Here is a 25,405-nt window from a genome sequence, read left to right as displayed (position 1 = left end):
GCCAACACTGGGGATCGCTAGGCAAGCATCACCCCAACTGGATGAATCGGCCAACGCCGGTTCGAGCTTCACTGAGGCTGTGAGAGATACCCAGGTCGGCTACGCTCAGCTGCCCAGGCGGACCCGCCGCCGCCTCGCGATGACGTCGCTGCTGCGTTCGTTGCTGGTGTCCTCGGTCATCATCGTCGGCTATTTCGTTCTGCCCATGCGCCTGGACAGCTCCGCCGTAGTGGGCCTGGTCCTCGGCCTGACTTTCGTGGCGGTTGTGCTGGCCTGGCAGATCCGCGACATCGCCCGCTCGCCGTACCCGCGGATCAGAGCCATCGGCTCGCTGGCGACGTCGCTGCCGCTGTTCCTCGCAGTTTTCGCCACGACGTACTTCCTGATCGCGCGGGCCGATCCCGCGAACTTCTCCGAGCCGTTGAGCCGGCTCGATGCGGCGTACTTCACGGTGACCGTCTTCGCGACCGTCGGCTTCGGCGACATCGTGGCGGTGACGTCGCTGGCGCGCACGATCACCATCGTGCAGATGATCGGTGACCTCGTCGTCGTCGGTCTTGTCGCTCGCACACTCCTCGGAGCGGTCCAGCACAATCTCAGTCACCGGGAGGACTGAGCGCAGCCTTCCGCCGGTTCATCCGGAAGGACACCACCAGCCCGGCCAGGCCGGCCAGAATCGGGATCCCCAGCGCCACCTGAAGGGCGATCGGCCGTGCTTCGGTGTTGATCCGGAGGACCTCGTCCCGGATCTCCTGCGGCTGCTTGGCGAGCACCTTGTCGAGCTCGGTGTTGCTCATCACCTCGGCATCGGTTTCCAGAGCCTGGGCGACCTGACCCTTCTCCGCCGGCGGAAGGACCGTGCTCGAGTCCGCCAGGTTCGTGAAGGTGAACGACAGCGTTGCCAGCATGATCGCCCCGGCGAAGGCCAACCCGAACGACAGTCCGAACGATCCGGCCGCCGAGTTGACGCCGGCCGCCTCGCTGACCCGCTCCTCAGAGATCGGCCCCAGCGTGTAGTTGTTGAGCTGCGACACCAGCAGACCCAGGCCCACTCCGGCAATGATCAGGGGGCCGATCAGGATCCAGCCGGAATCGGCCCGCGGCACGATCGGGATCAGGATCAGCAGGCCTGCGGTCAACGACACGTAGCCCCACCTGATGATGCCGGTCGCGCTTCGCCCGGCTGCCTTCTTCTCGGCAAGGATCGCCGTCCCGAACATGCTCAGCGAGAGCGGTGCGAGGGACAGACCCGCCTGCATCGCGTTGTACTCGAGGACCATCTGCAGATAGATGGGCAGCACGATCATGGTGCCGCCGAGCGCGATCTGCTGGAGCATCTGCCCGGAGATGCCGAGCCGGTAGACAGCAGAGCTGAACAGGGCCGGGTCGAGGAGCGTCGGCTTGCCCTGCCGCTTGCGGCGCACCAGCCAGTAGCCGAAACCCGCGAGAGCGACCGCGCCCGTCGCGATGATCAGGCCGACGAACTCCCCGCCTTCCTGCCACACCAGGATGCCCAGCACGATGCCGCCCATACCCAGCACCGACAAGACGGCACCGACGACGTCCACCTGCCGCGCCCCCGTGTACGGCACGTCATGAACGAGATGCTGGCCCGAGATCACGATCGCGATCACCACGACCTCGAGCAGGAACGCGATCCGCCAGGACAGGTACGTGGTGATGAAGCCTCCGAGCAGCGGTCCGACCGCGGCAGCCAACGCGGCGGCGGCTCCGACCATGGCGTAGGCCTTCACCTGCGCCGTGCCTTCGAAGTTGCCATGGATCAGTGACTGCATGGCGGGCAGCAGAAGCGACGCCCCGAGGCCACCGACCAGGGCCCAGAACACGATGATCGCGGTCAGGCTCTGGGCCAGGGTCATCGCCAAGGCGCCGACCGCATAGCCGAGCAGACCGAGCAGGTAGGCGCGCTTGCGCCCGATCAGGTCACCGACCTTGCTGCCGATCAGGATGAACGCCGCGGACACCAGCGCCTCGAGTGCGATCGCGGACTGGACGCCGCTCACCGTCGTGTCGAGATCCCTGACCACCGAGGAGATGGAGACGTTCATCAGCGAGGTGTCGACGACGAGCACGAACATCGCCATCGCGAGGAGGACGGCGAGCCTCGGGCTGGCCGCCGTCCCCGCTGGAACGCTTCTCGTCTCCTCGGTCATGTCAACGGCTCAGCCGGCGAGGATCTTGGCCTTCTGTGCCTGGAACTCCGCTTCGGTGAGAACACCCGACTGCTTCAGTTCGCCCAAGGTCTTGAGCTGATCCAAGCGGTCGGCCGTGACATCGGTCGCCGGGGCGGCGGGCGCCGGTGGGGGCGCGGCGTACACGGGCGCCGGTGCAGGTTCGGCGTACACCGGTGCGCCCTGTGCCTGCGCCGCCTCGGCGTCCTGCCGGGCGAACTTCTGGTCCTGGTGGTGGCGGACCCGGCCCGCGACAACCGACGCGGTGCCCGCGACAGCCGCGGTCCTCGCTAATCCTCGCAACAGTGGCATGTCGGGCTCCTCAACTCGTCGTTTCCAGGGCTTCCAGGGCGTCGAGTGCTTCCATCACGTCCTCGGCCGGAATCCGCCCGCCGGCGATCAGCTGGCCGCCGGACTCCATGGCCGCCGCGACGAACGGAATCGCCCAGGTGTTCTCGTACACGATCGCCGCCGCCACGGTCCCGGGCTGCATCGCACCGGCCACCTCGAGGAGGTCGTCCTGGGCCAGGATTCCCGACCGGGCACCGGCGAGGCCGGCGAAGCCGCCGGCCTGACCTGACTCCTCGGCCAGATCGACCATGTAGGTGGAGCCGTTGGCGTCCTTGCCGACCAGCAGTACGTCGTACACGTGGACGATGCCGCGCTCGACAAGGTTCACCAGTTCCTCGGCCGCTCGGCCGGTCAGCTTGTTGCCCGTGAACTCGAGGAGCACGTAATCGATGGGTCCATGGACCTCTGTATCTGGCATGACTCTGCATCCCTCCACACGGATCTCGGCGACCCTGCGTCCTGTTTGATCGCCACCCTGCCGCGCGGCCGCCGGCGACGGCATCCCCCGCGCGGGATGAACTCAGGCTGACACGCGCTCAGCGGCCGTCGGACTGACCTGCCGGATGCTCAGGATCGTCAGTCCGGCGGTCTCGAGCATCGCCACCAGGTCGGCGATTCCCTGCTCGTCGTGGACCCGCAACCGGAAGACCCCGGATGTCTGGTGATGAGCCTGCGGGCCCGCGCAGAACACGAGAACGGCAGGCTTCAACTCCCCTTGAACGGCGACCTGGTACGACGGGCCGTGGCTCTCATGTGGTGCTGTCATCGTCTGCCCTTCCCGGATCGATCTCGGTCCACTCCGTCGACGCCGACGCCGGGTCCAGGATCCGGCGGACCTCGACCACCTCGATGCCGAGGGCCCGGAGTCTGGCCAGCAGACCGTAGAGCGCCGACTGGTCGGGGATGCTGTAGACGACGGTGCTGGCCTGGTCGACGGCCAGTGTCTCCGCGCCCATGTCGCGAAGATCCTGCTCGGGTACGGCGCCCGCCACGCGGATCTCGTACGTCGCGTCGACCATCGAAGCCACACTCCGTTCCCAACGTCTGCGTTCGACGCTCGCAAAGGTCGGGTGTCGCGGCTTCATCCCTGTGGGGTGAACTGGCCGCGCCGGCTCGGGCGCAGCTGCCACCGCGTGCTTCAAACTGAGACAGCTATGTCTCGAATTGTCCGGCAATCGGACGAGAAACGCTGGTTTTACAGGGCTTTCCGTGGTTTTCTTCGAAGGGTGCGACTCGCAGCGCACCGCCTCCCCAGCGTTGACTGATGCCGCACGCGCTAGGAGGGGACATGCCGAGCGATCAGCACGCAGGGGTGGAAAGCCGACGCAGTACCTCACCGGATGCACCGTTCGACAGTCGCGTACGAGCCAGACCCAGGACCGCGGCGGCGATCCCACCAGGAACGGTGCCGCGGCCGCGGCTGATCGATCGCGTCAGCCTCGGGGTTCAGCTGCCGCTCACGTTGATCAGTGCGCCCGCGGGTTTCGGGAAGACCATCCTGCTGGAGTCGTGGGCAGCGCTGTACCACGGTCCGGCCGTCGTCAAGCGAATCGCCTTGGACGCCGGCAGCGAAGATGCCCCGGCCATCGTGGAGTCCGTGCGCGACGGTCTGCAGGGCCGCGATCACGACGTACTGGTGCTCGTGGTCGACTGCGGCGACCTCGCGGTGACACCCAAGTTCGGACGCAGCCTCCATCGCCTCATCCGCGGCAATGCCGGACGCGTGCGGGTCGTGCTGGTGACGCGATCCGACCCGCCTCTCCCTCTGCACCTCTACCGGCTGGCGGGCACCGTTGCCGAGATCCGGGCCGCTGACCTGGCCTTCACGACGGAAGAGACCGCCGCGCTGATGCGCGCGCACAAGCTCGAGTTGACCGCCTCGGAGGTCACCGAACTCCAGGCGCGGACCGACGGCTGGCCGGCCGGCCTGATGTTCGCGGCCATGAATCTGGCCGGGAAGGCCGACGCGGAGCGGGTCATCCGGGAGTTCCGCGGCGACTCGGGCAACCTGGCGGCGTACCTGATGACCGAGGTGCTCGACGCGCAGCCGCCCGAGCTGCGCGAGTTCCTGCTCCGGACCTGCATCGTCGACGAGGTCCGGCCGGCGCTGGCCGAGGCGCTGACCGGACAGGCGTGTGACCTTCGGTCACTCCAGTTCCTGTCGCACGGCAACTCGTTCATCCGGCCTGTTCCGGGGACAGCGGACAGCTACACCTACCAGCCGCTGTTCCGCGAGTTCCTTCGCGCCCAACTGCTGTACGAGCGGCCTGCCGGCGTCCCCGCACTGCACCGCGCTGCCGCCGCCTGGTTCGCCCAGAACCGTCGGCCGCTCGAGGCGATCCACCATGCCGTCACGGCCGGTGAGTGGCGGGACGCAGCGCGGTACCTGGTGGAGGATCTCGACGTCGCCGGTCTCCTCGTCGGGTGCAGGCGCCGGCATCTGACAACGCTGTTCGCCGACTTGCCCGACGATCTGGACGGCGCCGACGCCGCGATCATCAGAGCCGCCCGCGCACTGGCCCGGTTCGATGTCGACCGCTGTACATCGGAACTCGGCAAGGCCAGGGCCCGGCTGGACCAGCAGAAGTCCCCGCGGCGACAGTCGGCCCTGTCCGTGCTGCGAGCGGTCTGCGCAAGCCTCGGAGAGGATCCCGAGTGCGCCTTGGTCGAGGTCCTGACAGCGGAGGCCGACCTGAGAGCGGCATCGCCGGAGTCGGCCCTCGCGCATCCGGAGCCGAGGCTGTTGATCGCCGGTTGCAAGGGCCGCGTGCTGCTCCAACTCGGAGATTTCCCGCCGGCCCTCGCGGCCTTCACCGAAGGCATCGCACTCGCGGAGGACAACGGTGCCCACGAGGCGCTCGTCGACTTCCTTGGCATGGCCGCGCTGGTGGAAGCGGCCTGGGGACATCTGCGGCGAGCCGGGGAGGTCGTCGCGCACGCGACCGCGCTGGCCGAGTCGGGGGCACAACTGTCGCAATCCGCGATCGTGGCCGGCGCCTGGGTGCACGCCGACCGGTGCGATCTGCCCAGCGCCGAAGAGATGGTGCAGCGTGCCGCAGACACCGCACCCACCCACGACGCGCGAGTTCTCGCCGCCGCACTCGCTCTGGTCCGGGCCAGGTTGCTGCGGGCAAGCGGTGACATCGATCTGGCCGCTGCGGAACTCCGGGCCGCACGCAACAGCTACGGCGCGCAGGGTGGCTGGCTCGGCCAGGCCCTGACCATCGACGAGGCGAAGATGCTGGTGGCCCAACACCAGCCACGAGAGGCCGTCACGGCGATCGAGCAGTCCGCCGGCCGCGACCAGGTCGGATCGCGTCTGGTGCTGCAGCGAGCAGCCGCCGAAGCCGGCGAGCGCCCGCCCGCTCAGCCGCTCCCGGCCACGGACCGCGTCATCGCACTCGAAACCCAGGTGGACGGCTGGCTTGTCCAAGCCGCGGAGTCGCTCAGGACCGGGGACAGCGGCCGTAGTGGGATCTGCGTGGAACGCGCGCTCAGACTGGCCGCGCCCGAGCAGCTCCGCCGTCCGTTCGCGGAGGCTCCGCCCGCGGTGCGAAAGCTGCTGCAGCCATCCGGTGAGCTGATGAGACATCACCCGTGGCTCCGCACGCCGAGTCCGCACGGTCGCGACCGCACCGCCGATCGGTGGGCAGTGGCACGGCCCGAGTTGGTCCTCACCACGTCGTTGACCAGCAAGGAGCACGAAGTACTCGAGTACCTCGCCGAGTTGCTGACCACCGAAGAGATCGCCAGCACGATGTACGTGTCCGTCAACACGGTACGGAGCCATGTCCGGAGCATCCTTCGCAAGCTGAGCGCATCACGCCGCAACGAGGCCGTACGGCGGGCATGGGAGCTGGGACTGCTGCCCTCACGCCCAGACGCCTAGCCCACTACGGACGCGCTCCGGCGCCATGCCTGGGCCGTACGTCACGACCGTGGAAGGTCAGCGCCCAGATCACCAGGATGTCCACCGCGATCATGATCGTGGACCAGCCCGGAGCCGCGGCGAGGAACGCGACGTTCACCAAAATGCTCACGACAGCGAGGATCACGCCGACGACCCTGGCCCACACCTGACCCACGAGGACGCAGAATCCGGCCACGAAGACGATCGTGCCGATGATCAGGTGCGTCCAGACCCAGCCGGTGTAGCCCATGTGGACGGCGAGACCGTTCTTCTCGACCACGTAGTACCCCTCGTTGAACAGGGCGACGAAACCCTGGAAGCCGTGGGAGAGGCCGAGAATGATCATCATCACGCCGGCGAACGTGATCGGGCCGGTCCAGATCCGTCGCGGCTTCGCGGTGCTTCGATCGGTGTCCGTCATGGTCGCCTCCTCAGCGTGGCAGTCCGGGTCGCCAGTCGTAGATGACCGACGTACGCAGGACGAGGTCCTGCACAGAGTGCTGGCGCGGACCGGCGCACAACAGCAGCCCGAGCGGGAACAAGGCCGCGAAGACGGCCCGCAGCAGCGCGACGAGCGGCCGCACCCGTCGGCCACGACGGTCGACCACCCGCAGTCCCATCACGTGGCAGCCGTAGGTCCGTCCGGTGGTCGCCCAGGCGATGCTGAGGTAGATGACGAGAACGAGCAACGCGGTGGCAATGCTCGGCAACGGCGATGCCTCACTGAACTGGAAGTCCCGCGGCCGGATCAGGAACCTCAGCCCGTTGACGCCCACATAGCCGGCCAGCACCGCGACCGCCACGACGACCGCGTCGATGACACTGGCGATCGATCGGGTGACGATGCCCGCTCGTCGTCCCTGGTACGGCTGGGCTTCCCGCGGGACGATCGACACGGGCTCGTCCGTTCTCATGGTTGCGTGGGCGTCATCTCAGATTCTGTCCGGCCGCGCCGCAGCCTCAGCCGCGCCACTACCCGGCCCACGGCCTCGTCGCCGGAGATGCCCTGCATGCGTACGCCGCGCACAGTGTCGGAAGCCACAGATCCGGTGGACTGCCGGATCATCTCGGCGAGATCGACCTCCGCGATGACACCCTCCGCCAGCTCGGCCATGTCGAGTCGCTTCAGCACTTCTGCCGCTACCGCGGGAACCAGCCGGTCCAGCATGACCGACAGTTGACGCTCCGCCTCCGCACGTCCTCGGCCGCCGCGCTCGGCCAGAGCTGCCAGCCAGGTGGCGGCCTGGTAACGCTCCGCCAGCATCGGCGGCCGCAGGATCACGACGGCGACCGGGTTGACAACTCCCCCGACCCGGCGCCGGACCGGGCTCAGAACTCCCCCGAGCCGGCGTCCTACCGTCTGCGCGGCGGCCGCTGCCAGCACATAGGCCCCGACTGCCGCGTCGAGCACGAGGATCGCGTCTCGGCTCGCCGACGGCTCGTCAGGCGGGTTCTCGGACTGCTCTGAAGTACCCACGCGACCATGCTGCGTCCGCCCGCCGTGGCCCGCCTCATCCATGGCGGGGGAGACCACAAGGATCAGTGAGGTCTTCGACACCCAGAGTCAGAACTCGTTGTTGCGGCGCATCTGGCGGGGGCGGCCGTCGGGGTCGTAGATCAGCCGGTACAGCGGTTCGGACCAGAGCGCTTGGAGACGGGTCAAGGGTTGGGTCACGTGCGGACGGATGTTCCCAGGTGGCCGCCGGCCCTTCTTGCCCCCGGCGTACCAGGCTTCCAGGTCCGCGGCGGTTCGCTGCCACAGCTCGAACCCCGTCAACGGGTCGAGTTGCGCCAGGCTGGCGGTCGGCCAGCCGAGATGCTCCGACCACACCTCCAGCCGCAGGTCCCGGGCGAGCCGACGGGAGCCCTCGGCAACCAGTTCCCGGTCGTCGGGAGTCGCATCCAGCACCGCGCAGGTGAGCTCGCTGTCACAGGTCCAGGAGCGGCGGTTGAAGTTGTCCGAGCCGCAGGTGAACCACACGTCGTCGACGATGCAGATCTTCGCGTGCACGTAGATCGGCGCTCCCTCGGCGTTCTCCAGGTTGTAGATACCGACCCGGTCGGGGGCGGTCCGGCGCAGCATCCGCACAGCGCGCAACTGGCCGAAGCGTGCCGGCGGCCCACTCACGGCACCGTCGGAATCCGGATACCGCGGTACGACGATGATCACGCGGAGCTCGGGCGACCGCTCGAGGGCATCGTGGATCCCCTGCGCGATCAGCTCCGACCACAGGTATTGGTCCTCCAGGTAGATCAAGCGCCGTGCGTTGCCGAACGCCTTGCCGTATGCCCGGGCGATGCTCCGCTCCCCCAGTGGCGCGAACGGATAGCCGGGCCGTTTGTGGGCGTACGTTCTCAGGACCTGGACGGCGTGCGGCCCGGCCGGCGGCGGATCGGGGAACTGCTCCGGCAGCGACTGCGGATGGCGAGGCATCCGGGCGAGCCGTTGCACGATCATCCGGTACGGCGTCCGCCGGTCGAGCGGATGACCGTCGTCCCAGCGCTCGATGAAGGTGCGGAGCAGATCTCCGACGACCGGTCCTCGGATCTCCAGCGCAGCGTCGTGCCACGGCGTACGGTTGCCGTACCTGCGATCCATCGGTGCCTGCTGGGGATCGCCCAGGTGTTCGCCGTCGTCACGGCGCTGGTGGGACAGGTCGATGCCGCCGACGAAGGCGACCGACTTCTCCGGCCGGCCGTGATGCCGGATCACGAACAGCTTCTGGTGGTGTGAGGCCAGGCGCCGGACCCGCTGGTCGAGCAGCACCTCGGCGCCGGCCTCGTTGAGCTTCGTCCCCAGCCGCCGGTTCTCCTTGGCGTTGAACTGCAGATGATCCGAATGCGATCGCCACAGCAGCGCCCTGACCTCGATTCCTGATCGGGCGAGCTCAGCCAGAACATGTCCGATCGTCGGACCGTCGGGCAGCAACTTCTCGTCCGCGTCGCCACGCCAGTCGGTGAAGTAGACCCGGTCGCCGGGCTGCAGCGCGCACAGTTCTTCGTACAGGCGACGGAAGTACGTCGCCCCGTGGATCAGCGGCCGGACCAGGTTGCCGTCGACCCAGGATCCGTCGATGTCTCCCACCCGGTCGATGTCCGTGCCGGGATTACCGCGCTCGTGCGGGCGGAGGAACCATTGCGCGGCAGTGTGGTCGGTCATCGCGCCTCCTCAGACGTCCGCGGTGTTGCGGGAGATGCCGCTGCGTTGTCCGAGCTGTTCGAGGTACGCGACCAGCACGCGGTGGAGGCTGTCCGCGCCGCGGATCGGCCGGTCCGGGATCACCAGGTCGGGTGGGGCCAGCAGCATCGCCCGTCCCTGCCACCCGCCGAGTCCACCGTGGCAGCCGACCAGGCCCTCGAACGCGGAGACCTCGCCGGTGTCCCGGTCGACAGAGCTGTTCACATACAGGTCAGGTGCCTCGGGCATCGATACCGCTCTCAGCAGGTCGGCCGTGACGTAAGGACCGAACGGCGCCAGCGGGTCGTCGCCCGTCACCTTGGCATCGGACAGCCGGTGGACACCCGACGGTCCGATCGCCAGCGGCCCGTGCTCGGTGCTCATCACCGCGACGAAGCCGATCCCGTCGTGGTTCACCAGGCCGGGGATGAGGGCCGGCCATCGGTCGGTGATGTCCTCCATCGTCAGCCGGCGCTGCTCAGCGGCGTACACCAGGCCGAGGTTGCCCGACCCGAGGACGACCAGCTCCGAACTGGTGGTGACCGTCGGCGGTGCGGAGCGGTTCTGCACCCGGACCGCCGCGTCACGGGCAACCCGCCGCGTTCCAGAGCCGCCGCCGGCCAGATCGGCCAGGAGGCCGTTCAGGCGGCCCCAGCCCTCGACCGACTGCTGGACGGCTTCGACGTGTGCCGCGGTCAGCTGCGAGCAGACCGCGGCCAGGTCGATCCCGCACCGATCGGCGAAGATCGTTCCCTGGGACTGCCCATGGTCGGACAGGATGACCAGCCGGTACGGCCGCGGCGCTTCCGCGGCCACGGCCTCCAAGCACGCGAGCACATGATCGAGCCGCTCCAGCGTGCCCAGCGACTCCGGCCGCAAGGAGCCGGCGTGATGGGCCACCTCGTCGTAGTCGACATAGTCGACGTACACGACCCGCGTGCCGTGAATCATCTCTTCGACCACCAGTGCGGTGTTGAGGTCCCGCAGTACGACGTTCGTCACCGCCCGCATGCCGGCGAACAGCCAGCCACGGTGTCCCCTCGGAACAACATCGCGGCGGCGTTGGCGACGCGACTCGAACCGCTCGCGGGCGATCTCCGCGATCGCCCCGAACAGGCTGCCGGCGAAGCCGTCCGGCCGAGCCAGATACCAGGCAGCGCGGCGGCGCGTGTCGACCGAACCGCGCTTGAGTTCGATCTTGCTCATCGTCAGCACCGACCGCTCGGCGTCGCCGCTGAAGAGGTTGGAGATGCTCACGCCGCCATCGGCCAGCAGACCGCGACCGTCGGTGGCCCGGCGCTCGATCTCGGCGGCATCAGCAGCCCGGTTGCTCACCAGCACACGCCCCAGCTCCCGGTCGTACCAACGGAAAGCGGGTACGCCGTCGATACGGCCGTGCAGGATCCCCAGCTGACTGGCGGGCGTGGTGGGCGGAAGCACCGGGGTCCACTCGACCAGCCGATAGCCGCGGTCGCGGATCCAGCGCCCCATCGTGGGCAGGGTGGCGGCCATGAGTTGCCAGCGCAGGACCGGGAAAGGCACGCCGTCGAGCTGGACGAAGATGACGCCAGGAGCCTCGGGATCGTCGACCGGTGTCCGCCGCCGCTTGGTCCGGCGGACGAGGACCGCCGTGAACGCTTCCGGCGTACCGGAGGTGCAGAGCCACGCCACGATCGTCGCCGCGGCCGCTGCGATCCACGCCGCCGCGAGCACGACCCAGAACGAGTCCGCCTCGACCCCCGGGATCAGCGTGAGCGCCAACGCGAGGATCGCGGCCTGGCCGAGCACCGCCAGCAGGAGGACGGCGAACCATCCGACCGCGGCACTCGCGGCGACGAGCAGCGGGCGCACCAGCGCACCGACCAGGAACGTCGCCGCGGCCGCGGCGAGCAACTGCGGGAACGACGAGAAGCCGAGGCCGGGCAGCACGGCATCCGCGATCGCCAGGGCCAGGACCGAGGTGACGAAGGTGGCGACGATCCGGCCGAGATCGCCGGTGCGGACCAGCGGCGTGGACACGGTTGACCGCCGTCACGAACGCAGCGCGCGCGGACGCGTCAGCGCCCAGATCACCCACACGTCGAGGGCGATCAGCAGCAGCGCCCAGAACGGCTGATAGGGAATGAAGAAGAAGTTGTCGATCGCGCTCAGCACCACCAGGAAGAGTGCGACCACACCCGCCCAGCGCGCTCGGGAGAACAGGCCGAAGGCGGTCGCGACGAGCGCCAGGCCGAGGATCAGGTGGATCCATCCCCAGGCGGTGATGTCCAGATCGAAGGCGTAACCCCTGACCCGGACGAGGTACTCGTCGTTCAGGATCGCGGCGAAGCCGGCGATCACGTGGAAGGCACCGATCAGCAGCAGCATCGCGGCGGCGAAGGCGACTCCGGTCATCGCCCAGCCCGAGTCGGCCTGCGACTCGACGGAACGGTTGTCGGTCATGTGTGTCCACCCCTCCTGCTCGGTCCTCGACGGACGTCGAGCGCGTCGACAGTAGGTCCGCACCGGCCGGTGGCGCGTCACCCGTGGCGGACGACGTACCAGGAGTCCGCGAATGATCATCCGGGGTGGGGGATGCTGGCCAGGACGATCTGCGCGATCTTCGAAACCCAGGTGGGTCGGGCAAGGGAGGTTGCGACGATGTCCGCAGGCCCCACGGACTCCCCCGACGGCCGGGTTCCGGCAGCCGGCGCATCACCTCCCCCCGTGGGCCTGCCACGCGGGGTCGTCGTCCTCCTCGGTACCGGAGCCGCGGTCCTGACAGCTGCCGGGGTGCGCAGCTTCGCCGAGATCATCGGGCCGACCTTCCTCGCGCTCGTCCTCACGATCGCGGTGAGTCCACTGCGCCGGCTGCTGATCAGGCGCGGCATGAGGGTGTGGCTCGCCGCGCTGATCGCGCTCGTGGTCGTGAACGCCTTCTTGCTGGCAGTCGCGGCGGCGCTGGCGTTGTCGCTCGCCAAGCTCGCCGGCCTGCTGCCCGCCTATCAGGACAAGTTCGCCGAGCTGGTCGCGGATGTCCGCGGCTGGCTGGCCGACCACGGCATCGGCCAGGAGCAACTCGAGGCTGCTCTGCAGAAGTTCGATCTCGGGAAGTTGTTCGACCTTCTGCAAAGCTGGCTGGGCGGACTCCTCGGGGTCTTCGGGGATCTCGCCTTCATCATCGCCGTCCTGTTCTTCATGGGCATCGACGCCGCCCACTTCCCGGACCGCCTGCGCGAGGCGGCGCGGGCCAGGCCGGACGTCACCTCCGCCCTGTCCGGCTTCGCGCGGAGTACGACGCGCTACCTGATCGTCTCCACCGTCTTCGGACTGATCGTGGCATTGTTCGACGTCGGGGTCCTGTACCTGCTGGACATCCCGCTGCCGTGGCTGTGGGGGCTGGTCGCCCTCATCACCAACTACATCCCCAACATCGGGTTCTTCATCGGGGTGATCCCGCCCGCGTTGCTGGGACTCCTCGACAGCGGGTGGGCGACGATGCTCTGGGTGATCCTGGCCTACAGCGTGATCAACTTCATCATCCAGTCACTCATCCAGCCGAAGGTCGTCGGCGACGCGGTCGGGCTGTCCACGACCCTGACCTTCCTGTCTCTGGTCTTCTGGGCCTGGCTGCTCGGCCCACTGGGCGCCGTGCTGGCGATTCCGCTGTCGCTCCTGGTCAAAGCCCTGCTCCTCGACGCCGACCGCTCCACCCGCTGGATCAGCGACCTCATCTCCGGCGGCCAGCTCCCAGGAGACGCGCCACCGGCCAAACCTGCGGAGCTCCCCCCGGGCGACGTCGCCGCCGAGCCGGTCGGTTGAGGAGATCGCCATGTGGCGCTCGGTGTTGCTGCACGACTTCCCGGATCACAACATCCGGTCCTTCCAAGGCCTGCCCGGCACACTGTCGCCGAGCTCGCTGGCGCTGAGCCCGTCCGAAGGCACCGTGCTGATCGCACCAGGTCGCACGCTCCACTATGTCCTCGACGCTCCCCTGCTCGAGGTGATCGGGGTCAGCTGCCTGGTGCGGATCAAGCACCCAGGGCCGACCGTCACCTCATCGCTACCCATCCTTCGCGTCGGTGACGAATTCACCCTGGGTCTCGAACCGTTGACCACGTCCCAGGCCCTGGTCCGGGTCCGGCTGCACCGGACCTGGCACGACATCGGCCAGCTGCCGAATCCCCGGACGCACCTCGCCGAACTGAGATTCGACTGGCACACCAGCGGCAAGACCTACCTTCGCGTGGACGGCCGGCTGGTGGGCTATCACGATGCACTGAGTCGAGGTTCGCGGCTCACCATCTCCGACGTCTCCTTCGGCGCGCCCGAGTCGCTCGCCACCTCGTCCGACCCGCACTATCAGCTGGGCGAGTTCCTGGTCCGCGCCCAGAGCCGCCGCGCCCGCTGGCCGCGGCGGCAGGCAACAGCTGTCCGCAAACCCTGACGTCAGCGTCTACCGACCGGTGCGGGCTTCTCGTCTCGCCACCCGCGCTGCTCCGTTCACCAGGGTAGTGATGGCGATCCCGACGGCGAGGTTGATCACCGCGGTGGCGACCTTCGACTCCGTCGACCCGTTGGTGGCGAATGGGGCGACCGCTGCCGCGACGGTTGCCAGTCCCATGATCCAGTTGAAGAACTGCTGGGGCCGGGGTGTGGAGACCAGCAACAGATGCATGAGACCGGTGGCGATCAGCGCCGCGAGAGCGCAGTACAACGCGTATCTGCCCGTGTCCGCGTCTCCCCAGGTGCCCTCGCCTTCGGGTGCGAGGACGGGTACGTCGAAGACGCCGCGAGCCAGCAGGATGCCGACAATCGCGATCAGTGCGGCGACGACCGCGGTGGCCGCGCCGCCGGCCCACAGCCGGCCGGCTGCGACCACGTTCGCATCGCCTTGCGCGGGCTGGGGCTGAACTGTCATGACGTGTGCTCCTTGTCGTTCGGCTGCGATGGTGGCCAGCGCCGGCGCACCAGCCGCCCGGTCAACCGCCCGAACAGCGCTCCTACGGTCACCCCGACCAGAACGTCGCTCGGATAGTGCACGCCCGTGTACACCCGCGAGAACGCGATGACCGACGCCATCACCCGCAACGCCGGCCGGACTTCGGGCACAACGCCGCCGGCGGCAACCGCGAAGGCCGCGGCGGACGCGGAGTGTCCGGACGGAAAGGATCCCGAGGTGGGCATCGGCACCCACCGTTCCATCGGAACGCCGTGGCCGGCGCGGTCGGGCCGGAGCCGTTCACCCGCGAACTTCTTGAGCGGCTGGTTCACCACGAGGGACGTTGCCCCGATCGCGGCGAGCCCCGTCACCGCGGCGCGCCGGCCCCGCGGACCGCCGGACAGCGCAAGGGCACCGGCCACCAGGAACCACAGCTTGGAGAAGTTGGCGAGATGGGACACCCGTCTGAGCGGCTCGTCCAAGGCCGGCGTCGACAGCCGCGCCACCGCTCGGTAGGCGGCACGGTCATAGCCGGAGAGCCGGTGCTGTGAGTCGGTCACGGCGATGTTGCAGCTTTGCGGTCCGAGCCGAGGGCGATGTGCCAAAGCGCGGCCAAGCCGTCGCGGAGACCCTCGGGAGCAAGCGCGGACGGCGATGAGCCCGGGTGCTGGGGCGCGATGCGGACCCGCAGTACTCCGGGCCTGATCCGGAACCGCAGCGGTGCGTCGAGGACGAGCGCTTCCCCATCGACACCGGCCGGCAGTGGGCGATCGGCATCGACCTCGAACGACGGCGCCGACCACTCGCGCCAAGGACGCTCGAGGTGCCGTTGACCGGCCTCTGCGGGCGCCCCCATCACGGTGATGCCGAGCAGGCCGTCGTCGATACGCGGCCGGGTGCCGGAACCGACCGCACGCCCGAGGCGGTAACGGTTGTTGGACACGAGCACGGCCGCTCCCCCGCGGTGCGCGTGGCCGCCCGGCCCGGTCCATCGCATGTCGAGTTCGCTGCCACCGGAGCCGAGCGCGTCCGGGACGGTGTCGAGGATGGTCCGGATCTTGGCAGCGCGATAGCCGGTGCGCTGCACCGCCTCGGCGTACAGGCCGAGCGACACGTTGTTGACGAACACCCGGCCGTTGACCTCGGCGAGGTCCACCAGCCGCTCGCCGCCGTTGACGAACGCGTCCAGCGCGCCGACCACATCGTCACGGTCGACCCCGAGGTCGAGCGCGAAGTGGTTGCGCGTGCCGGCGGGGATGCAGGCATAGGGCAACGAGAGTTCGGCGGCGATCGCGGCGACGATCGCCTGCGATCCGTCCCCGCCGGCCATCGCGATACCGTCGGCGCCCCGGGCGACCGCGTCGCGGACCAGGGTTTCGAGCTCGTCCCCCAGCTTCAGCTCGATCGGCTCGATCCCGCGGTCGCGCGCCTCCTTGGCGACCGCGAAGCGTTCTGCCTTTCCCCCACCGGACTTCGGATTGAAGAACAGCACCGGATGCTGCGGGGGTGGCACGCGCGGCAGATCCACGTGGGAGGTGAAGGCGGCCCGGGTCGCAGCAAGAGTGACCAGGAGCCCCACCACGACGATCAGATCGACGCCGAAGCTTCCGCCCACGACAACGAGGACCACCACACCGGCAAGCGCCAGCCCGGCCACGGCCAGGCCGACGACGCGCGCGATCCCTCTCCGCAATACGCCGTACCAGGCTGCGACAGCAGCGATCACGACACAGGCCAGCACAGCAAGCCCACGCGGGAACTGACTCACCGCGACCACGACCGCAAGGACGACCGTTGCCGCTCCTACCAACAGCGCCACAACGGCCGCAATCCGCCGCCTCACGAATTCCACCCCATCGGCCCGCCCTCAGCCTCTCCGCTCCGGCGCCGAGGCCCCGACGCCATGCCCATCCTGTGCGGCCTCCACCACGGCGGCATCCCACACGCCGGATGATCGTGAGGGCCACGCGCGGGGCCTGATCCTCCCTCAGGGGTGATGTGGCGACCCGGGTTCTGCTGAATCGTCGGCGACGTACTCCCATCGCAGGATGGGACCCGGAGGGCGGCCGATCATGGCGACGAAAGTTGTACATCTGACTCTCGACGAGCGCAGCGCACGCGGTCTGGAAGCGCGCGAGCGAGCGCATCCGGACAGTCACGCCGGGTGGAAGCCCGCCGCGGACCGGCCGGACCCGGTGGCGCTGATCGAGGAGCAGAACGTCCGGCGTGACGCGGACCTGGTCCCGGTCCGGCACGGCCGGATGATGGCTTCACCGTTCACGTTCTACCGCGGTGCCGCCAAGATCATGGCCGCGGACCTTGCCGAGACACCGACGTCGGGTCTCACCGTCCAGCTGTGCGGGGACGCCCACCTGTCGAACTTCGGCGTCTACGCCTCGCCGGAGCGGATCCTGCTGTTCGACATCAACGACTTCGACGAGACCCTTCCGGGCCCCTTCGAGTACGACGTGAAACGGCTGGCGGCGAGTCTGATGGTGGCCGCCTACAACAACGGCTTCTCGAAGTCGGACGCTCGTGCGATCACGAAGGACGCCGTCACGACCTACCGGGAGACGATGGCCCAGTTCGCCTCGATGAAAACCCTCGACGTGTGGTACGCCCACACCTCCGAGGACCAGATCAGGCAGTCGGTGACCGATTTCCTGTCCGCTACCGACGGCAAGGGCAAAGGCAAGCACAAGCGCAAGGACACCGACACGGCCGAGGGTACGACCAGCATGACGTCGAAGGAGCGGAAAGAGGCGACCAAGCGGTTCGAGAAGAACGCGAAGAAGGCGCACTCCCGCACCAGCGATCAGGCGCTGACCAAACTCAGCGAAGAGGTCGACGGCCGCTACCGCATCACCAGTGTCCCGCCGGTGATCGTCCCCGCGCGCGAGCTCCACCATGCGTACGGCATCGAGCCCGGAGATCTCGAAGACGTCGTCTTCACCCTGTTCCGCGACTACCGTTCCACCCTTCGGCCCGATGTCCGGCAACTCCTCGAGCGCTTCGAGGTCGTCGACTGGGCCCGGAAGGTCGTCGGCGTCGGCAGTGTCGGAACCCGGGCGTTCATCGTCTTGCTGCAGGGCCGGGACCGCGGCGACCCGCTGTTCCTCCAAGTCAAGGAAGCCACCACGTCGGTGCTCGAAGGACCGTTGCCCAAGAGCACCTACAGGCAACCGGGCGAGCGAGTGGTCCAGGGCCAGCGACTGATGCAGGCCAGCAGCGACATCTTCCTCGGCTGGTCCAAAGGCGTGCAGGCAGACCGCTACTTCTACTGGCGCCAACTGCGCGACATGAAGGGTTCCGCGCTGGTGGAACTGATGGCGCCGGCGACGATGGCCTTCTACGCCCGGACGTGCGGATGGACCCTGGCCCGTGCGCACGCACGATCGGGTGACGCGGTCTCCATTGCTGCCTATCTCGGCGACGACGATGCGTTCGACAAGTCGATCACCGACTTCTCCGAGCGGTACGCCGAGCAGAACGACCGGGACTTCGCGGAGTTCACCAACGCCATCAGCACGCACCGGATCGAAGCCACCCCACAAGTCTGACCCGGGACGACGGATGAAACTGGTTCCCGAGGCCCTGAGTGGCTACCAGCGAGCCTGGCTCGCTCGCGACATCATTGCCGGTCTGACACTGTCCGCGGTGGCGATCCCCGAGGTGATGGGCTACACGTCCATCGCCGGTACGCCGATCGTCACCGGGCTGTACACCATCATCTTCCCCACCATCCTGTTCGCCCTGCTGGGCTCCTCGCGGCTGCTCGTCGTGGGTGCGGACTCGGCCACCGCCGCCGTACTCGCGGCAGGCCTCACCGGCCTCGGCATCGCCGGAGTCACGCCCGGATCGCCCGACTGGCTGGCGTTCACCAGCCTGACGGCGCTGGTCTGCGGTGTCCTGCTGATCCTGGCGCGCCTGCTGCGGCTGGGGTTCATCGGCGACTTCCTGAGCGCGTCCGTACTGATCGGCTTCCTCACCGGCGTCGGCATCCAGGTGCTGTCCGGCCAGATTCCGGACCTGCTCGGTGTCTCCAAGGGCAGCGGCAACTGGTTCGAACAGCAGTGGCACTGGATCAGCTCACTGTCCTCGATCAGTGTCGGCACGTTCGCCTTCGGGCTGGCCACGATCGTGACCATCGTCGTCTTCAAGCGGTTCCTCCCGGTCGTCCCCGGTGCCATCGTTGCCGTCGTACTGCTGACGGCGATCTCCGCCGTGACCGACGCGAGTACGCACGACGTGGCCGTGGTGGGCGCCGTGAAGGGCGGATTCCCGCCGCTCGGCCTTCCGTCGGGCATCTCCTGGTCGGATGTGACCAAGGTGCTGCCGACCGCGCTGTCCTGCGTCGTGCTCATCATCGCCCAGAGCGCCGCCACCTCCCGCAGCTTCGCGTTCAAGCACGGAGATGCAGTCGACATCAACCGCGACATCGTGGGACTCAGCGGCGCCAGCCTCGCCGCCGGCCTCAGCGGCACCTTCGTGGTCAACGGCAGCCCGACCAAGACGGAGATCCTCGACGAGCAGAAGGGCCGCACCCAGCTCGCCAACCTGACGATGGCGGCGGTCGCACTGCTGTTCACCTTGTTCTTCACCGGGCTGCTGGCCGACATGCCCAAGGCCGTGCTCGCCGGGATCGTGTTCCTGATCGGCGTCAGCCTGATCGACCTGCCCGGACTGAAGCGACTGTGGAGGCGCCGCCAGGACGAGTTCATCGTGGCTCTGATCACGGCGATCACGGTCTTCGCCGTCGGCGTCGAGCAGGGCATCATCCTCGCCATCGTGCTGTCGCTGCTCGACGTGGTCCGGCGGCAGTACACACCGGGCGACTTCGTCATCGGCCAGGACGAGGCCGGCGAACCGACCTATCAGCCGGCCGTGCCAGGAGCGCAGAGTCTGCCCGGGCTCGTCGTCTTCCGCTACGACGCGGAACTCTTCTTCGCCAACGCCAACCGCTTCGCCGACCACCTCGAGTCGGTGATCTCCGCGGCTCCGGACCCGGTCCGCTGGGTGGCGCTGGACTGCGGCGGGATCGATGACATCGACTACTCGGCGGGCGTGACCCTGGCCAATCTCGTCAAGTACAGCCGGGCCCGCAACGCTCGCTTCGTGCTGGTCCAGCCGGATATTCAACTGCTTGCGACGCTGCGGGCGTACGGGACGCTGGACACGATCGGCGAGGACAACGTCTTCCCGACGCTCGAGGACGCCTTCCGCGCCTACCAGGCCGACACAGCTGCGATGGAGACGAGGACAGACTCATGAGCGAGACCGGCATGGCAGCGTCTTCGGTGACCGGAGTCGAGCGACCGCCGTACACCCTCGCGGCGGAGGACGTGGTCGCCGCGGCCGGGTCCGATGCCGATGCGGGCCTTTCGGGGCCTGAGGCAACGAGCCGGCTGTCGTCGTACGGTCCGAACGAGATCGCCGCGGAGAAGCCGCCGTCGGCGTGGGCAGTCGCCGCCCAGCAACTGCGCGACCCGATGAACCTCATGCTGGTCGCCGTCGTGGTCGTCAGCCTGCTGATCGGGGAACTCTCGACCGGCATCATCGTTGCCTTGCTCATCCTGCTGAACATCGGACTGGGCACGCGCCAGGAGCTGACGGCACGGGCCAGCGTCGATGCGCTGTCCAACCTGCAGATACCGCAGGCGCGGGTTGTCCGCGACGGCGAGGTGGAGATGATCGCCGCCACCCAGGTGGTTCCGGGCGACATCGTCCAGGTCGAGGCGGGAGACATCGTGCCCGCCGACGGCCGCATCGTCCGGTCCGCGACACTCGAGGCGCAGGAGGCCGCGCTCACCGGCGAGAGTGCGCCGATCGCCAAGGGCGCCGGTGAGCTGGACTCCACCGACGTTGGTCTGGGCGACCAGACCAATATGTTGTTCCAGAGCACCTCGGTGACCAGGGGCACGGGAACGATCGTGATCACCGCGACCGGGATGAAGACCCAGATGGGCCGGATCGCGACGATGCTCACCTCGGTGACGCGCACCCGGTCACCGCTCCAGCGGGAGCTGGACTCGCTGACGAAGGTGCTCGGGCTGGTTGCCTGGGGGTCGGTGGCGGTGATCGTCGTGGTCGGCCTGATCCGTGGGACGCCGGCCAAGGACCTGCTGCTGCTCGGCATCGCGATGGCGATCTCCGCGATCCCGACCGGCATGCCGGCGTTCGTCTCGGGCCTGCTCTCGCTCGGCGCGAGGCAGTTGGCCGACGCGAAGGCCGTGGTGAAGAACCTCACCGACGTCGAGACGCTCGGTGCGACGAGCGCGATCAACACCGACAAGACGGGGACGTTGACGCTGAACCAGATGATGGTCTCGACGCTGTACGCGAACGGGACGTGGTTCACCGTCGACGGAGAGGGATACCGCAAGAGCGGCGCGATCCGTTCGGTGGCCGGGACTCCGGTGCCCGACTTCACCCGTCTCGGCCTCGGACTGGCGCTGGACAGCGACGCGGTTGTCGGCGACGACGGGTCGGTGATCGGCGACCCGACCGAGGCCGCGCTGGTCGTGCTGGCCGCGAAGCTCGGCATCGATGCGGAGGAGACCCGGCGTGCCTATCCGCGACTGTCGGAGGTCCCGTTCGATTCCGAGTACAAGTTCATGGCGACGTTCCACCGGGCGACGCTCGACGGCGTCGAGAACGTCATCGAACTGGTCAAGGGCGCGCCGGACGTCGTCCTCGCGCGCTGCACCCAGGCGGGCGGACCGCTCAGCGGTTCGCAGGTCCCGATCGCGGAGTTGAAGGACGGCATCGCCGAGGCCAACGAACGGATGGGGCGCAAGGGTTTGCGCATCCTCGCGTTCGCGGCCCGTCTGGTGGCCGATCACGAGCTGACGGCGATGACCGACGATCCCATGTCCTTGACCAAAGAGTTGTCGTTCGTTGGGTTGGCCGGAATCATCGACCCCCTGCGCACGGAGGCGAAGAGTGCGGTCCGTACGGCGCTCACCGCCGGGATCGACGTACGCATGATCACCGGTGACCATGCGGTCACGGCCCAGGCCATCGGCGAGGATCTGGGCCTTGGTCCCGGAGCGATCAGCGGCACGGAACTCGTCGCGCTCACCGACGAGCAACTGAAGCAGCACATGCCCGAGTTGCATGTGTTCGGACGGGTCACCCCCGAGGACAAGCTGCGGCTCGCCCGGGTCATGCAGGAGCAAGGCCTGATCGTCGCGATGACCGGCGACGCCGTCAACGATGCGGCCGCCCTCAAGCAGGCCGACATCGGAGTGGCGATGGGAAGCGGCAGCGAGGTCACCAAGCAGGCCGCGCGGATGGTGCTCACCGACGACAACTTCGGCACCCTCGTGCACGCCGTGGAGATCGGGCGGCGCGTCTACGACAAGGTCGTCTCGTACGTGCGCTACCAGATGACGCAACTGCTGTCGCTGGTCTTCCTCTTCCTCGCCGCCACCGTGTTCGACATCAACGACGGCGTGGCGATGACTCCGTCGATGGTGCTGTACCTGTTGTTCTTCGCGACGGCCGTCGGGGTCGTGATCATCGCCGTCGACCCCGGTGATCCCGACGTCATGCATCGTCCGCCGCGCGATGCCGGCGTACCGATTACGAACCGGAGCGCCGTGATCATGTGGATCTGCTATGCCCTGGTGCTGTTCGTCGCCGCCCTGCTGCCCCTGGTCGCGGGCCCGGACGACCCGAGTACGTCGCAAGGCACCGTGTCGATGACGATGACCTTCGTGGTAATGGGGCTGGGGACCACGTTCAACGCCGTGGTCAACCGACGCGACCCGACCAGCGGTCTCACCCCACCGATCCTGAAGGCCGCATTGATCGGCCTGATCCCCATTGTGCTGCTCTTCCTGGCGACCCAGCTCCCGACGCTCCAGAGCGGACTGCTCACCGTCTCACTCTCTCCGCGTCAGTGGCTCACCTGCATCGGACTGGCCGCGCTGCTCCCGATCGTCGTCGAGGTGGGCAAGGTGGTCAGGAGGCGCGGGCAGCAGCAACGTACGGCGCTCAGGCCGGACCACGCCGTCGCGCCGGCGCGTGCCTGGAGCGCGCCGGCGACCGCAGAGGCAGGAGACAGCCGATGACATCTCGCGAGCAGCGGATCGCCGACTTCATCGCGCCGTTCCGGGTCGAACCGGGCTCGAAGGTCAGCCTGGCCAAGGACTTCGAGCCGGACTTCAGAGGCACGATCAGTTCGAAGAAGCGCGGCCGCCAACTGCTGGACCAGGGCATCGACCTGTTGGCCGAGTACCAGTCGCGGCTGTACGCGCAGCACACCCACGGTGTGCTGGTGGTGCTGCAGGCACTCGACGCCGGCGGGAAGGACGGCACCATCCGCCATGTCATGACCGGAGTGAACCCGCAGGGTGTGGCCGTGAGCAGCTTCAAGGTCCCCTCCAGCGAGGAGCTTGATCACGACTATCTCTGGCGCTACGGGCTGCGCTTACCGGCTCGCGGTCAGATCGGCATCTTCAACCGCTCGCACTACGAGGAAGTGCTGGTGGTCCGCGTGCACCAACAACTCCTCGATCGTCAGAAACTCCCGCGCGGGTCCCGCCAGGGACTGTGGAAACGGCGCTATCGCGAGATCAACGAGTGGGAGCGGACCCTCAACGACAACGGCATCAAGGTCGTGAAGCTCTTCCTGAACCTGTCCAAGGAGGAGCAGCGCAGCCGCTTCCTGCGCCGGATCGACCTTCGCGACCACAACTGGAAGTTCTCCGCGGCCGACATCCGCGAGCGGGACTACTGGGACGACTACCAGCGCGCGTTCTCGGCGATGCTGTCCAGGACCAGCACCGAATGGGCGCCGTGGTACGTGATCCCCGCCGACCGCAAGTGGTACGCGCGCATCGCCGCGGGCGCGGTGATCGCCAACACGCTGATCGAGATCGATCCCCGCTATCCGAAGGTCGGCAAGAAGGCACGCCAGGCGCTGTTGGAGATCAAGCGCGACCTCGAGGCACAGGCGCCCGAGGGCGCGGCGGCCGATCCGTTCGAGGCTCAGTAGGCCGAGGGGGTACGACGAACGTGGCCGACGACGGCAAGCAACCGGCGATCCATCCGCCCGGGTGGCAGGAGTACGTGCCCGGTGTCGGGTTGGCCAGGATCTACGAGCGGGCGTGGCTGCCCAAAGACATCGTCGCCGGCCTGGTCCTGTCCGCGCTGCTGGTGCCGCAGGGGATGGCGTACGCCGAGCTGGCCGGCCTGCCCGCGGTGACCGGGCTCTACACCTCGATTCTCTGCCTTCTCGGGTACGCCGTCTTCGGGCCGTCCAGAGTACTGGTGCTCGGTCCCGACTCGTCGTTGGGACCGATGATCGCGGCAACGATCGCGCCACTCCTGCTCGCCAACGGCGACCCCGCCCGGGCCGTCGCGCTGGCGTCGATGCTGGCGGTGATCGTCGGCGTCGTGATGACGGTCGCCGGGCTGGCCCGGTTCGGGTTCGTGGCGGACCTGCTGTCGAAGCCGACCCAGATCGGCTACATGAACGGGCTCGCGCTGACCATCGTGATCGGTCAGCTGGCCAAGCTGTTCGGGTTCTCGGTCGATGCCGACGGGCTGGTGGCCGAGGCGAAGGCGTTCTTCTCCGGGCTCGCGGACGGCGATGCGAACGCGACGGCCGCGGTCATCGGGGTGGCGTCGCTGGCCGGCATCCTGCTGCTCAATCGGTTCATGCCCAAACTGCCGAGCGTGCTCATCGTCGTGGTGCTGGCCGCCGTTGTGGTCGGCGCGTTCGACCTGGAGTCCAAGGACGTCGACACCGTCGGCGTACTCCCCCAGGGTTTCCCGCCGTTCACGATCCCCGCGGTCAGCTGGGACGATCTGCCGCCGTTGCTCATCGGTGCGTTCGCCATCGCCGTCGTCGCGCTCGCGGACACGATGTCCACCGCGTCGGCGTTCGCCGCCCGCAGAGGCGAGCGGGTGCGCGGGAACCAGGAGATGGTCGGCATTGGTGCCGCCAACATCGCGGCCGGCTTCTTCCAGGGCTTCCCGGTCAGCACCAGCGGGTCCCGCACCGCCGTCGCCGAGCAGGCCGGCTCCCGGTCCCAGGTGACCGGCATCGTCGGCGCCGGCATGATCACCGTGGTCCTGGTCTTCGCCACCTCGCTGATGCAGTACGTACCGCAGCCGACCTTGGGCGCGATCGTCATCGCCGCGGCGCTGTCGCTGGCCGACATCGCCGGCACACGCCGGCTGTGGCACCAGCGCCGGACGGAGTTCGGGCTGTCGATCATCGCGCTGCTCGGCGTGGCCTTCCTGGGCGTACTACCCGGCATTCTCGTCGCCGTGGGCCTGTCCATCCTTAACGTCTTCCGCCGCACCTGGTGGCCGCACACGGCCGAGCTCGGCCGGGTGGAGGGCGTCGCGGGCCTGCACGACACCGAGAGCTACCCCGACGCGGAACTCCTGCGTGGTCTGGTCGTCTACCGCTTCGACGCGCCCCTGATCTTCGCGAACGCTCGGATGTTCAGCGACAAGGTGCGGGAGATCGCGACGGACGATCCCAGCCTGCAATGGATCATCGTCGCCGCCGAGCCGATCACCGACGTCGACACCACGGCGTCCGACATGCTGCAGGAGCTGGACGCCTGGCTCAACGCGCGCGGGGTGTCCCTGGTCTTCGCGGAGATGAAGGATCCGGTGCGGGAGAAGATTGAAAGGTACGAACTCACCCGCACGATCAACCCGGCGCACTTCCACCCGACGCTCGACGCGGCGGTCGCGGCGTACGTCCAGCAGACCGGCGCAAGCTGGCGCCGTCCGCAGCAGGAGGCTGACGACGAGGGCTCCCGGCGGTGAGCCCGTTCATCCGGTCGGGGTGACGACTCGGGATCGGGGCTTGACGAAAACTCGGCTGA

At 68.3% G+C, this 25,405-nt stretch carries 23 protein-coding genes; 9 read left to right on the top strand and 14 right to left on the bottom strand.

What is annotated here, in order from left to right:
• The first annotated feature begins 79 nt into the window (after window positions 1-79).
• The gene (locus E0H73_RS13185) at window positions 80-616 is read left to right on the top strand and encodes a potassium channel family protein (RefSeq protein WP_165555632.1); all 537 of its coding nucleotides are present in this window, start codon (window positions 80-82) and stop codon (window positions 614-616) included.
• On the opposite strand, the gene E0H73_RS13180 is transcribed toward E0H73_RS13185, so the two are convergent.
• The 5 genes from E0H73_RS13180 to E0H73_RS13160 all read right to left on the bottom strand — a co-directional run bounded on the left by E0H73_RS13180 (window position 597) and on the right by E0H73_RS13160 (window position 3,562).
• Window positions 597-2,174, bottom strand: a complete 1,578-nt coding sequence (locus E0H73_RS13180; protein WP_131354395.1) for an MFS transporter — start codon at window positions 2,172-2,174, stop codon at window positions 597-599. The genes E0H73_RS13185 and E0H73_RS13180 overlap by 20 nt on opposite strands.
• A gap of 9 nt (window positions 2,175-2,183) precedes the next feature.
• Window positions 2,184-2,504 carry an SHOCT domain-containing protein gene (locus E0H73_RS13175; protein WP_131354393.1) on the bottom strand — a complete coding sequence of 107 codons (321 nt, stop codon included), beginning with the start codon at window positions 2,502-2,504 and terminating at the stop codon, window positions 2,184-2,186.
• A gap of 10 nt (window positions 2,505-2,514) precedes the next feature.
• Complete coding sequence (locus tag E0H73_RS13170) at window positions 2,515-2,961, bottom strand: DUF6325 family protein (RefSeq protein WP_131354390.1); 447 nt, start codon at window positions 2,959-2,961, stop codon at window positions 2,515-2,517.
• A gap of 102 nt (window positions 2,962-3,063) precedes the next feature.
• Window positions 3,064-3,309, bottom strand: coding sequence for a hypothetical protein (locus E0H73_RS13165; protein WP_131354387.1), 246 nt, complete (start codon window positions 3,307-3,309; stop codon window positions 3,064-3,066).
• Window positions 3,293-3,562: a hypothetical protein gene (locus E0H73_RS13160; protein ID WP_131354385.1), complete on the bottom strand. Its 270-nt coding sequence runs from the start codon at window positions 3,560-3,562 to the stop codon at window positions 3,293-3,295. The genes E0H73_RS13165 and E0H73_RS13160 overlap by 17 nt, the downstream gene beginning before the upstream one ends.
• 386 nt (window positions 3,563-3,948) lie before the next feature.
• Between E0H73_RS13160 and E0H73_RS13155 the strand changes: the two genes are divergently transcribed.
• Window positions 3,949-6,432 (top strand): helix-turn-helix transcriptional regulator, encoded by a 2,484-nt coding sequence (locus E0H73_RS13155; protein WP_131354382.1) that lies wholly within the window; start codon window positions 3,949-3,951, stop codon window positions 6,430-6,432.
• A gap of 4 nt (window positions 6,433-6,436) precedes the next feature.
• Here the strand turns inward: E0H73_RS13155 and E0H73_RS13150 are convergent, their stop codons facing one another.
• The 6 genes from E0H73_RS13150 to E0H73_RS13125 form a co-directional block, all read right to left on the bottom strand.
• Window positions 6,437-6,874, bottom strand: coding sequence for a DUF7144 family membrane protein (locus tag E0H73_RS13150; protein ID WP_131354378.1), 438 nt, complete (start codon window positions 6,872-6,874; stop codon window positions 6,437-6,439).
• Between the two features lie 10 nt (window positions 6,875-6,884).
• Entirely contained in the window at window positions 6,885-7,367 is a 483-nt protein-coding gene (locus E0H73_RS13145; RefSeq protein ID WP_131354374.1) for an RDD family protein, read from the bottom strand.
• Window positions 7,364-7,930 carry a hypothetical protein gene (locus tag E0H73_RS13140; protein ID WP_131354371.1) on the bottom strand — a complete coding sequence of 189 codons (567 nt, stop codon included), beginning with the start codon at window positions 7,928-7,930 and terminating at the stop codon, window positions 7,364-7,366. Before E0H73_RS13140 ends, E0H73_RS13145 begins: the two co-directional genes overlap by 4 nt.
• A gap of 87 nt (window positions 7,931-8,017) precedes the next feature.
• Window positions 8,018-9,613 carry a phospholipase D family protein gene (locus E0H73_RS13135; protein ID WP_131354368.1) on the bottom strand — a complete coding sequence of 532 codons (1,596 nt, stop codon included), beginning with the start codon at window positions 9,611-9,613 and terminating at the stop codon, window positions 8,018-8,020.
• A 9-nt stretch (window positions 9,614-9,622) separates the two neighbouring features.
• A complete protein-coding gene (locus E0H73_RS13130) occupies window positions 9,623-11,650 on the bottom strand; it encodes an alkaline phosphatase family protein (protein ID WP_131354365.1) in 2,028 nt (675 codons plus the stop codon).
• A gap of 12 nt (window positions 11,651-11,662) precedes the next feature.
• Complete coding sequence (locus tag E0H73_RS13125; RefSeq protein WP_131354362.1) at window positions 11,663-12,073, bottom strand: DUF7144 family membrane protein; 411 nt, start codon at window positions 12,071-12,073, stop codon at window positions 11,663-11,665.
• Between the two features lie 264 nt (window positions 12,074-12,337).
• On the opposite strand from E0H73_RS13125, the gene E0H73_RS13120 reads away from it, so the two are divergent.
• Together E0H73_RS13120 and E0H73_RS13115 are read left to right on the top strand one after the other, a co-directional pair.
• Window positions 12,338-13,432, top strand: a complete 1,095-nt coding sequence (locus E0H73_RS13120; protein ID WP_202867353.1) for an AI-2E family transporter — start codon at window positions 12,338-12,340, stop codon at window positions 13,430-13,432.
• A 10-nt stretch (window positions 13,433-13,442) separates the two neighbouring features.
• Entirely contained in the window at window positions 13,443-14,057 is a 615-nt protein-coding gene (locus E0H73_RS13115) for a hypothetical protein (RefSeq protein ID WP_131354359.1), read from the top strand.
• Between the two features lie 9 nt (window positions 14,058-14,066).
• Here the strand turns inward: E0H73_RS13115 and E0H73_RS13110 are convergent, their stop codons facing one another.
• From E0H73_RS13110 to E0H73_RS13100, 3 genes are read right to left on the bottom strand one after another with little or no spacing between them, the layout of a single operon-like run.
• On the bottom strand, window positions 14,067-14,531 hold the full coding sequence (locus E0H73_RS13110; RefSeq protein ID WP_131354356.1) for a DUF6069 family protein: 465 nt from the start codon (window positions 14,529-14,531) through the stop codon (window positions 14,067-14,069).
• A complete protein-coding gene (locus tag E0H73_RS13105) occupies window positions 14,528-15,112 on the bottom strand; it encodes a phosphatase PAP2 family protein (protein WP_165555631.1) in 585 nt (194 codons plus the stop codon). The genes E0H73_RS13110 and E0H73_RS13105 overlap by 4 nt, the downstream gene beginning before the upstream one ends.
• Window positions 15,109-16,395, bottom strand: coding sequence for a diacylglycerol/lipid kinase family protein (locus E0H73_RS13100; protein WP_131354349.1), 1,287 nt, complete (start codon window positions 16,393-16,395; stop codon window positions 15,109-15,111). The genes E0H73_RS13105 and E0H73_RS13100 overlap by 4 nt, the downstream gene beginning before the upstream one ends.
• A gap of 229 nt (window positions 16,396-16,624) precedes the next feature.
• Between E0H73_RS13100 and E0H73_RS13095 the strand changes: the two genes are divergently transcribed.
• From E0H73_RS13095 to E0H73_RS13075, 5 genes are read left to right on the top strand one after another with little or no spacing between them, the layout of a single operon-like run.
• The gene (locus E0H73_RS13095) at window positions 16,625-18,112 is read left to right on the top strand and encodes a DUF2252 domain-containing protein (RefSeq protein WP_131354346.1); all 1,488 of its coding nucleotides are present in this window, start codon (window positions 16,625-16,627) and stop codon (window positions 18,110-18,112) included.
• 13 nt (window positions 18,113-18,125) lie between these two features.
• The gene (locus tag E0H73_RS13090) at window positions 18,126-19,823 is read left to right on the top strand and encodes a SulP family inorganic anion transporter (RefSeq protein WP_131354343.1); all 1,698 of its coding nucleotides are present in this window, start codon (window positions 18,126-18,128) and stop codon (window positions 19,821-19,823) included.
• Complete coding sequence (locus E0H73_RS13085) at window positions 19,820-22,627, top strand: cation-translocating P-type ATPase (RefSeq protein ID WP_131354340.1); 2,808 nt, start codon at window positions 19,820-19,822, stop codon at window positions 22,625-22,627. The genes E0H73_RS13090 and E0H73_RS13085 overlap by 4 nt, the downstream gene beginning before the upstream one ends.
• Window positions 22,624-23,553, top strand: a complete 930-nt coding sequence (locus E0H73_RS13080) for a polyphosphate kinase 2 family protein (RefSeq protein ID WP_131354337.1) — start codon at window positions 22,624-22,626, stop codon at window positions 23,551-23,553. Before E0H73_RS13085 ends, E0H73_RS13080 begins: the two co-directional genes overlap by 4 nt.
• A 20-nt stretch (window positions 23,554-23,573) precedes the next feature.
• Window positions 23,574-25,346, top strand: a complete 1,773-nt coding sequence (locus tag E0H73_RS13075) for a SulP family inorganic anion transporter (RefSeq protein ID WP_238163970.1) — start codon at window positions 23,574-23,576, stop codon at window positions 25,344-25,346.
• The last annotated feature ends 59 nt before the right edge of the window (window positions 25,347-25,405 follow it).

Source organism: Kribbella pittospori (assembly GCF_004331465.1).
Lineage (GTDB): Bacteria > Actinomycetota > Actinomycetes > Propionibacteriales > Kribbellaceae > Kribbella > Kribbella pittospori.
This window is presented reverse-complemented; position numbering and strand designations above follow the sequence as displayed.